The sequence below is a fragment of the Bacillus cereus group sp. BfR-BA-01355 genome, assembly GCF_022663675.1.
Taxonomy (GTDB): domain Bacteria; phylum Bacillota; class Bacilli; order Bacillales; family Bacillaceae_G; genus Bacillus_A; species Bacillus_A thuringiensis_S.
The window spans coordinates 23,162-32,927 of record NZ_JAKUFY010000058.1; the positions used below are offsets into that span (position 1 = coordinate 23,162).

Sequence of the window (9,766 nt, forward strand, 5' to 3'; positions counted from 1 at the left end):
ACCCATGAGTAAGATTACATGGATTGGTGCAAGTGATAAGGAAGTTACGGATAATGAGATTAAACAAGTAGAACAATATTTTAACATTAAATTTCCTAATGATTTTATTGAATGTGTAAAGAAATATGATGGTGGCTATCCACGGCCGAAAGTGTTCGATATACAAGGACTAGACGAAAGTACATTTAATGATCTATTAACTCTACATATTGATGATAAATATTCGATAGTTCAGAGATATGAGAATATAAAAGATAGATTAACGGATGGAATTTATCCTTTCGCAAGTGATTCTTTTGGCAATTTCATATGTTTTGATTATCGACGCAACCCCGAATCACCAACAATCGTATTTTGGGATCACGAGGAGGAAGAGATACAAGATTCAATCTACCCTGTTTGCTCAACATTCACAGAATTACTTGATAGTCTACATGATTTTGAAGATGAATAATATAACAATAAAAGAAGAGCACCTTGAAGTGAGGATAGATGTTCTTCTTTTTTTGGTTTATTAAAGGTAAATTCTAATTTCATATAAATAAAAGGAGAATTTTATATGTCTTTAGACAAGTATAAAAATATGTCTGATGAAGAGTTTAAACAATTGTCTACTGAAGAATTTCAAAATTATATAAGATTAAAGCAAGAAGATTTTTCAAGACATTATAGGAAAATAAATGAAATTACTGTAGATGTAATGTTAAAGCCTCAGGAAGCAATAGAAATTGCTAAACATTATCATAAGAAAAATAAATTAGATGGAGTAGTTAATGAAGATATCAACCAGCTTTTCTTTGATGAGGCTTATACATTTAAAATTGAGAAAGAAAATAGAAACAATGATGATATAAGGCCAGCTTGGAGAATATTAGTGGATTTACCAAAAAACCCTTTTCTTATGGAGGACTATACACTAATTGTGTCTGATAGAGATAAAAAAGTAATGGGTATGCTCGATCCAAATGGGCATCCAGTATTTAAAGGCAATGAATTTACAGATGAAGATATCGAATATATTATGAGCGATGAGGATTCTAAAGATTAATTAAGGTAATAATTTAGTGGATAGTTTTATAAATAGAATAATTGTCTTTTTTAATTAGTTTTTATGCTATTTTGCTAGATTCTAAGGGAAAAGAAAGAAGAATTTAAAAGAACAAGATAAATGGAAGAAAAATTTTTATATCTCTATTTTTTATATAATGATACATTTATTAACATCAACTAGGAGGAACATTCCTTGAAAGTTGTACGCTCTATATTTAAAGGCTTTCGTTTAATAAGTTTAATTGTAAAGCCAATACTTAAAGCATTATCTAAAAGTAAATTTTAAATCTCATAAATATTAAAATCCCCTTCTGCATATAGGTGCAAAAGGGGATTTTTTTCAAATTATTCTATTCGTTCTACAGACAGTACTCATAGATAAATAAGAAACGGTGTATATTTACCCTAACATTTATAAAGATGAAAATCAATATATAATTATCTACATATATAACCAGATAATAATTTTTGTTCATAAAACTATTCTTTTGTTTTATTTTTTAATGTACTCATACCACCAGTTTCTTTCATCCATCCAAGCTGTAATCTTATCAAGATCTCCATTAGGCAGTACTTCAGTTTGTAAGTAAGCTAAACCGGTTAATGGATCAGAGACAACTTTCCCTTTTGTTCCGCGCTCATTCATAGCATTTACGACTTCCTGAACCAATGAAATACCAAAACCACCAGATTTAACATATTGATAGCCACCATTAGCAACAGATTGTTCTGTTTGTTCCTCTCCTGTAAACCAAGATAACGATTTACTGCCAATCAATTGGTTCAAATCACACTTACCGATACCAGGTACATTACCTGTCTCTGTGTATTGCCAGATATCACATGGATAAGCTGGTCTATTCCCACCGTATCGGGGAATCCATACAAAATCAGCGTTTACTTTATCCGCCTGGAACTCTTTATATGTATGATGACCAACATATAGACCAACCTTTTTAGCACCTAACTGGCGTAATTCATCAATAAAAGCTAACGTTCCAGCTAACATATTCCCCATTGTTTTCACTTCCACATCAGCTACCCAGAACAATGCGTCTTTATCTCCACGATTCCAAAAGTCACGAGCTTCTACACGTGCATCATTTTCAGAAACAAATCGACAAAACGCATAGTTACCAAAAGAAACACCACGTTTTTTCATTTCACCAACATAACTTTGATACATATGATCAACTACGTTAGAACCATCTTGCACCCTAGCAATTACTAAGTCTAATTGCAGTGCTGCTACATCCCAGTTAATATTACCATTCCATTTTGAAATATCAACGATATACCCCATTATTGAACATCTCCTTCAAATAGTTTTTGTTTGATTTCTGTTACATCTTTAGAGATAGATCCAAAAGCCTTTGCTTGCTCTTCTATTACTTGTTGGTTTCTATCAATTACTTGTTGATACTTTTCTTCACGCTGCTCATTCTTTTTTTGTGTAGTAAATAGCATCCACACAAATAACGCTGCAAATGCACCTTGTTGAATAACTGAGTTGAAAATTGCATCTTCCACTGTTCTCATCTCCTTTTTTGACAATAAAAAAAGACCAGCTTATGGCTGCTCCTGCTCTGTTTGTGTGTTATTTTCATTAGTTGGTGTTGGCGGTTCTTGAGATGGGTAATTCCCTGTAAGTGATGCATAACACTCTAAACAAATATTCTTTTTCGCAAATCCCATATCTAGTGGGTACAAACGCGCTCCGCGTTTACATATTTCACACAACGTAGCAATTCGAAACTTTACTGTCCCATCCATTTCTCTCCATACTTCGACCCTGCTAACACCGTTTAGCAGACCTGCATTATTTAACATATCAGCAGGTATTTGAACAAAAATCCCTGTCTCTGTACGCTCTGCATCCACCAGCCTCCCCATAAAAGGAAAGCTTTCACCTGCTTGAAGTGGCATCATTTGATTCTCATCCATTCTTACTTCTCCTTTCTATCCAAGTGCATTAAATTTCCAACCACTTGGAGTACTCGCATAAAAACCTGCTCCAGCATTACCGTCTGTAAAACGAATATGCCCCCATTGTTGGAATCCACCCCCACCTAAGTTAACTCCCTGCATTGCTCGTATATTCCTAAAGATTTTAACTTCTTTTTCAGTACTTATATCAAACGTTTGTCCGTCTGGTGCTGGAGTTATATTATTATTCACACCACCTATAGCAAGTGCGTTAAACGGCTGAATGCCATCCGCTCTTTCTGCTGCTGCACGATCCCAATTATACATAGATGCATATTTGCCACTGTATAGCGTTACACCACTTACACAAATCGCTGTCCCTTGTCTCATGTCAGCACTTCCAGAACAAACTTTAATAATCAATGCATGTTGTTGCGGAATATAGTTTTTCGGCACTTTGAAGGTAAATGAATATCTTCTGATTTCTCCATAAAATGTAGACGGCTCAGGAAAGTCCATTTTTTGTTCATTCCATATATCGTAACTTACATTGTCCCGGAATTTAACACAACATACATGTAAGCGTGGTTTCCCTGTTTTACGTACACCATTTATCATAGATGCTCTAAAGTGAGCAGATACTGTGTATTCATTTCCGGGATGTATGCCATTATTCACAATTGCTTCTGGGTAGTTATACATGTCTATCCTTGTAGCATTCACCATCTGCTCGTAATCGAATATATGTGTATTCTTTTCTATTACGACATTTCCCCATGACCTCCAAGTAAGACCGTATCCACCTTCAAACCCATAAAAATCGTTATGTCCAATGTTTTTCTTTGTAACACTAGAAAAGTCGGGATCTGCTATCAAGTTTCGTCTTGATACTGCAGTTGTTTTTGTTCCCCATTCGTCTTGGAATAGAAAGTCTAGCATTTTAACAGTTACACCATCTTTATCAATGGTTATCTTATCACCGTTAATTCTAATAAGATTCGTATCAATACCTTTTGCTGTTAGCCATTTGACCATTGTATCTGCATTAATATCCAGTTTTGCAGCATTGATTGTAATTTTCCCAGGGGACATATTGATGGCAGTGACAATTCCGTCCTTTAAAATCTGCGCTAAAATCCCTTCATCTAAAACTTCTAGCCTAGATTCCGTTTTCCTTGCATAGGCATTATAAGTCTCATTTATAAACGTTTCTTGTTTTCTAGAAACGATTGTAATACCTTTTTCATTTGCGCCAATACTTCTTTCTAACTCTGTAACTTTCTGATTGTATTTCTCAGTAGCTACTCTATTAGCTATATCTTCTAGCATTTTATCAACATCCGTTTGATCTTTCGGATGCAACCAAAATTCTGTAGCTATGGTGCCACGTTGTAACATAGGTGCAGCACACCATAAACGCCCATTTCTCGTAACGTAATAACGCCATCTTACAAACGCTGCATTGGCTGGTGTTTTATCTGTGCATACAGCACGAACCCATGTATGATTTACAACCTTGATATTCGTTCTAGCTGTTTTAATACGAGTTTTTTTGTCAGCAGTCCACCATTCAATTTCTATAAATGCACCGCCACTATCAATAGGTGTTTTCCCATCAGTATTGAAATAACCTGATACAACAAATTCTTCGTTAACCTGACACTCAATGAATTGACTTATAAGTCCCCACCAACGATCTTGAGTTTGGCCAGTAACGGTAATTGCAAATGTATTCATACCTTTGTATTTTAAATTCGTATCAACAGAACCAGTAGCCCCATTACCACTATTCCAAAACCAATATTTCTGTCCTAACTTAAAATCCGCATCACGCAACTCGTTGACAGTGCCTAAACCACCTATATAATCCTCAACATCTTTCTTTTTCATTGTTAATTTCAATGCTTCAGAATGTTGTTCTAATGTTGTAGCAGCCTGAGTTAACGTTTTCCCTTGCTGAGTTTGTGTTTCCTGTAATTTTTTAACACTTGCCGTTGTTCCTTCTGCGTTCTTTTCTACAGTGTTAACACGTTCATTAAAAGAGGTTTGTGTTTTTTCTACCGTTTTTATACTTTCTTTAATACCATCCACACTTTTTTCAATCTCGGTTGTTTTCTTAGTGAATTCATCACTCGTTACTTGATTTTCTGGAGCTGGTGTCCAATCCTGTGGCTTATTACCTTTATATAAAGCAACCCATTCTACAATGGCTTTTGTAGTGTTACTTGGAAAGTTATACAGACTCAACTTTCTTTCATTTCCACTCGTTGCTGCTACAGCTTTAAAAGTTACATAGGTAACTCCATTCGCATAAATACTTGTTGCATATCCAACATTATTTGAACCGCCATTTTGCCAAATCCCAAACTTCTGCCCCTTCGGAACGCTACCTTTAATTACAAATGTATATTCTTCACCTGTAGAGAAATTTTCGGTTAGCGAATATGGATTGATTAGATAATCTGTTTTTTCGTATTTAACATTTGAATCTAATAACAGATTACGTCCTCCAGCTTTATCGTTATTAACTTTCTTTTCTACGACCTCCAACTTCTCACTAATCCGGCCAGCCTTTTCTGTAATTTCAGTTGTGGTTTTTTTTAGATCATTAGTTATTTGCTGCACCTCAGAGATTGTCTTTTTTGTACCTTTGAAAGTCTCTTCTACTGTATTAAACTTTTCAGTGATTTCACCGTCTTTTTTTGTTAAAGATTCAATAGATTTAGTAAAACCCTCGTTAGTTTGTTTCATTTCAGAAACTGTTTTATTAATTTCACCTTGAGAGTTTTGTACATTTTTAATAGTTTGCGATACTTCTTGGAGACTATTTTTAACTTTCTTGAATCGGCCAGTGGTTTCACTTTGAGCTTCTTCCACTTTCTTATTTAATTCTTCTTCTGTAAGTTTGATATCTTTATTAACCTGTTCCATTGTCTCTTTCTTGATAGTTTCCACATCAGGAATAAGAAGCTCCCACCCTTTACCGTTCCACACTTTTAAAATGCCTGGTTTACCGTCGCTAATATCTCGCCATAATGTTTTACCTACTACAAGATTATCGGTCGGTGGATTTTTAGCTTCGATAATATTTACCGTATTATTTTTAAGATTCTCTTGAACCTTTTCAGCCAGTGTTTTTGCTACTTCTGATTCTTTCTTAGCATTACTAGCTGTTTCATTTGCATCTTTCACTAATTTCTCTAACTGATCTATCAGTTCTTGTTTACTTCCTAGTGAACTAAGAATACGATTGTAAATCTTTCGTAGTTCTTCGTTTGGATCTGTAATCTCACGGTAATCACCAAATGCGTATTTATCTTGCGAAGGATCAGTATGTGATTCATCACCAACGATTGCCCTTGCTTCTAAATAAAGCTTAGGTGTAAATCCAATATCTTTAATTCGGATTGTATCTCCTTCATTGATTAACTCGTGAGCCAATCCAAATACACGCCCTATACTTTGTGCTTGAACATCATAAGAAATAGAGGTATTCACACGTTTTGCTAACTCTGTTTTCATAAGAGTCAACAATCGTTCTGGTGTTATATCTTGTTCTGTTTCTGGAGTGTAAAATCCAAATTTATGTTTGCCTTTTTCATTCCAACGTTGAAAAGCATCGTTATCCACAATATATGGCATACCTTTGTTTATATCTGCGATGGTAAGAACTTCTCCACCTTCTTTTTTGATAAAGCCAATTAGAGCTGTACAAATGTTTTGTGAGTTTTCAATACGTTTAATTCCAACTAAATCTTTACCTAACGTGACTTCCTTTCCTGTTTCTCTTCCTCTTTTTTTCACCATGTCTACATACCAACCTGCAATTCGAGAACCAACCACTTCAACACGGTATATAATTTCTAGTTCAAATAGGGAGGCAATCTTTTTTAAGAAACTCAATGGATCTATAAATTCATCAATAGTCATAGAATGAAATCCAGCATACTCCGTTTTACCACGCTTCCATTTTGTACCTACAAGAGCAATATCCATAAATTCATTTACTGTCTTACCTTCTAATTTCTGTGGACGAATATAGTCATCTTTAGCAAGATTAATCCATGCACCTGATGCATAAGTAATGACAGATCTATCGTCAGGGTCTTTTTCTACTTCAGTGATTACATACGGAACAATACGCCCATCCCTTACTTCTTTTAATACTAAGTTTTGTTGCATAAGTGTTGCTGCATATTTCGTGTTATCAAATACTTTAAACTCTAACGTATCGATATTATTCTTGATTTCCCAATGACGTTTATCATCCCAATAATCTTTTGGTTGTATAGCTGAAACGATTTGACTAGTTTTGAAATCAATAATATGTAAGACTCCACTTGGCGTTCTCATCTAAATCGCTCCCTATATTTAACCCTTGCTGTTCCGATATCAGAAGGCATGATTTCCATTGTATTAATACCTTTATTAATGATAGGAAAATTACTGAAAATGTCCTTAATATTAATCGCATCCTTCCCTTCAATCGTTACATGACTATTTTCTGTATCAATTACGACTTTATCGCCAACGTCCACTATATAAGGCGGTGTGTTTTTCGTATTTAAATTCACTTTCCAAAACTTTAAGTCACTAACTGACATTGCTTCTACTGGCGGTACATCCTGCCATTGCATGATGCTAATCTGTATTTGAGCTGCTTTTTCCATGTGATAGTTATTTTCATCTGTCCACCGTGCAAAACGCTCTGAATCATCTTTTTCTGTTCCAGGAAGAAATTTCGAAATATACGCTTCCCATACATTTCCTGTTCTAGCTATCCACACTCGTCCAAAATATTGATTCCATGTATTCGGATAATCACCACTCTCATAAATCAACCCTGTTTTCCCTGGCTTGTTATCGTATCCAATAACCATCGTTCCAAAATTTTGTTCAGCTTGCCAATAGAGGTCGTTCATAGCAATTTTTGAAAGTACCTTACTGTTTTCGTCTAATATTGCTATCTCAACTCGTCCCATTTCATTGATTTTCTTACTCTTACAAGTAACATAGGCTTGCATAATAAAATCTTGTACTGGACCACCAGGTATACTCTTTTTGACCGCTGCACCGTGCCATCCTTTTCCCGTTCCAGTCCCAAAATCAGAACAATAGAATTGGTATTTATCTGATTTCATTTCACCAACCGGTTCACCATCTTCCATTGCACTGACTTTACTCCATCCAACAGTAGTGGCCATTTCATCCCATACGATACGTTGATTCCTTTCCACAGGCTTTTCTATAGTTTTTAGTGGCATACCGATACGAAAATAATCTCGATCACTTAGGGATATCCCGCCAAACCATACATCTAAAAAAGTGTTTGGTTTCGTAATGTCAATCTCAATGATAGGATTAGAATGAACAGTTCCTTTGTTTTGAACGCTCGCCGTTAACCCCAGCGCACCTGTTTGAAATTCTACTGTTCGGGTAGGTCCTAATTTATAAGGCATCGGACAAATAAACTTCAAAGTACCTTTACCTAACGTAACGAAATCATCAAGATTAAAATCTTCATCAATTATAGCTAAATATGTTCGATCAGGAGTTGCATCAAATACTAGCTCAACTGCTTCTTCTGTAATTAACCATGCTGCTATTTCTTCTTTTAACGTTTCTAAATCTGTTCCATCTGGAACGATAATTCCTACAGGGACAGGAAGTGGACGAGGATCTGTATCCGTTCCTAATAATCTTGCACCTGGATATCCAGGTGTTTTTAAGAAATTACGTTTTAGAGGTGCCCATGTTGGTGGACTCCATCCCTTTTCTATTTGAATGTACTTCTTTCGTTGGTTGTTAAAAGTAAAAGAACTCATGCCAACACCTCATTTCTTTATAAAATAAAAGAAACCCAAACCTAAAAGGCTGAGTTTCTTTTTGCTTCTCTTTCTTGATACTCGGTTGTATAGCGATAAGTACCGCGTGCCACGTCTCTTCCTTCTAAATTAACAGGCACTTCAATAACTAAATCTCCACCAAGCATTGGAATAACTCCACCACTAGAAGATGAACCAGATCCGTAATTAATCACTTGATTTGATACGCTGCTTGCCATTGCTTGTCTACTATTTGACATGCTTCCATACACACCACTCATGACACTCTTTAATCCTGATAATTGACTCACAGAACTAGCCATCATACGGCTCATGTCACCCATTAGTTGATTTATTTCTCCCGGCATAGCAAATTGTTGTCGTGGCATGGCTGCTACGATTCCAGCACCAATATCTCCAAGTGTCTTTTTATTCAGGGGAAGCACAGCTTCTCGTCCCGCTTCTCCTGCACCTTGCAAGTTTCCACCATTCATTCCGAAGATAGTTGGTTTAGTGAAGATACCACCTTTTGCGCGCCAATCAATATTAATTCCTGACGGAAATGTAACATCTTTACCTAAAACATTTTTCGTGCTTGTTTGTAAGCTGAAGTGTGGAAGAGGTGGCATTTCTGGTTTTGGAATTTTTAACTTCAAGTCACTAAAGAATCCCTTAATCTTCCCAATAAATTTTTCTATACTGTCAACTGCATCTTTAATTGGATCTATAATAAAATGTTTTGCCGCTTCAAATTTTTCTTGAGCCGCATTCTTTACAGAATCAAATTTTTCCCGTGCTGTGTTGTACATATCATTAAATTTCTCTTTTGCAGAATTATAAGCTGAAATAATTGGTTCAACGATGTATGTGTAAACCATCTTCCATGCTTCAAGTGTATACCCTTTTATTTTCGCCCAAATTCCTAACATCCAATTGGATAAATCATTTAACTTTTCTTTTACTAA

7 protein-coding genes and 1 pseudogene are annotated in these 9,766 nt (G+C 35.5%); 2 read left to right on the forward strand and 6 right to left on the reverse strand.

Translation table 11 applies throughout. The annotated features are described in order from the left end of the window. The first annotated feature begins 4 nt into the window (after window positions 1-4). Entirely contained in the window at window positions 5-454 is a 450-nt protein-coding gene (locus MR167_RS18850; protein ID WP_242315228.1) for an SMI1/KNR4 family protein, read from the forward strand. Between the two features lie 105 nt (window positions 455-559). Next, window positions 560-1,048 carry a hypothetical protein gene (locus tag MR167_RS18855; protein ID WP_087932270.1) on the forward strand — a complete coding sequence of 163 codons (489 nt, stop codon included), beginning with the start codon at window positions 560-562 and terminating at the stop codon, window positions 1,046-1,048. Window positions 1,049-1,543: 495 nt separating this feature from the next. On the opposite strand, the gene MR167_RS18860 is transcribed toward MR167_RS18855, so the two are convergent. The 6 genes and pseudogenes from MR167_RS18860 to MR167_RS18885 form a co-directional block, all read right to left on the reverse strand. Further along, window positions 1,544-2,353 (reverse strand): GH25 family lysozyme, encoded by an 810-nt coding sequence (locus tag MR167_RS18860; RefSeq protein ID WP_242315230.1) that lies wholly within the window; start codon window positions 2,351-2,353, stop codon window positions 1,544-1,546. Beyond that, window positions 2,353-2,589 (reverse strand): BhlA/UviB family holin-like peptide, encoded by a 237-nt coding sequence (locus MR167_RS18865; RefSeq protein ID WP_001261076.1) that lies wholly within the window; start codon window positions 2,587-2,589, stop codon window positions 2,353-2,355. The genes MR167_RS18860 and MR167_RS18865 overlap by 1 nt, the downstream gene beginning before the upstream one ends. A 30-nt stretch (window positions 2,590-2,619) precedes the next feature. Beyond that, on the reverse strand, window positions 2,620-2,994 hold the full coding sequence (locus tag MR167_RS18870; RefSeq protein WP_097999696.1) for a hypothetical protein: 375 nt from the start codon (window positions 2,992-2,994) through the stop codon (window positions 2,620-2,622). 15 nt (window positions 2,995-3,009) lie between these two features. Next, window positions 3,010-7,329: a phage tail spike protein gene (locus MR167_RS18875; RefSeq protein WP_242315232.1), complete on the reverse strand. Its 4,320-nt coding sequence runs from the start codon at window positions 7,327-7,329 to the stop codon at window positions 3,010-3,012. Continuing rightward, the gene (locus MR167_RS18880; RefSeq protein WP_242315234.1) at window positions 7,326-8,801 is read right to left on the reverse strand and encodes a distal tail protein Dit; all 1,476 of its coding nucleotides are present in this window, start codon (window positions 8,799-8,801) and stop codon (window positions 7,326-7,328) included. The genes MR167_RS18875 and MR167_RS18880 overlap by 4 nt, the downstream gene beginning before the upstream one ends. A gap of 41 nt (window positions 8,802-8,842) precedes the next feature. Then, a pseudogene (locus MR167_RS18885) lies at window positions 8,843-9,766 on the reverse strand (phage tail tape measure protein); the annotation flags it as partial.

Excerpts from the sequence above, each read along its gene's own strand:
- MR167_RS18875 (WP_242315232.1), bottom strand. The coding sequence starts at position 7,329 with ATGAGAACGCCAAGTGGAGTCTTACATATTATTGATTTCAAAACTAGT.
- MR167_RS18850 (WP_242315228.1), top strand. The coding sequence starts at position 5 with ATGAGTAAGATTACATGGATTGGTGCAAGTGATAAGGAAGTTACGGAT.
- MR167_RS18855 (WP_087932270.1), top strand. The coding sequence starts at position 560 with ATGTCTTTAGACAAGTATAAAAATATGTCTGATGAAGAGTTTAAACAA.
- MR167_RS18860 (WP_242315230.1), bottom strand. The coding sequence starts at position 2,353 with ATGGGGTATATCGTTGATATTTCAAAATGGAATGGTAATATTAACTGG.
- MR167_RS18880 (WP_242315234.1), bottom strand. The coding sequence starts at position 8,801 with ATGAGTTCTTTTACTTTTAACAACCAACGAAAGAAGTACATTCAAATA.
- MR167_RS18865 (WP_001261076.1), bottom strand. The coding sequence starts at position 2,589 with ATGAGAACAGTGGAAGATGCAATTTTCAACTCAGTTATTCAACAAGGT.
- MR167_RS18870 (WP_097999696.1), bottom strand. The coding sequence starts at position 2,994 with ATGGATGAGAATCAAATGATGCCACTTCAAGCAGGTGAAAGCTTTCCT.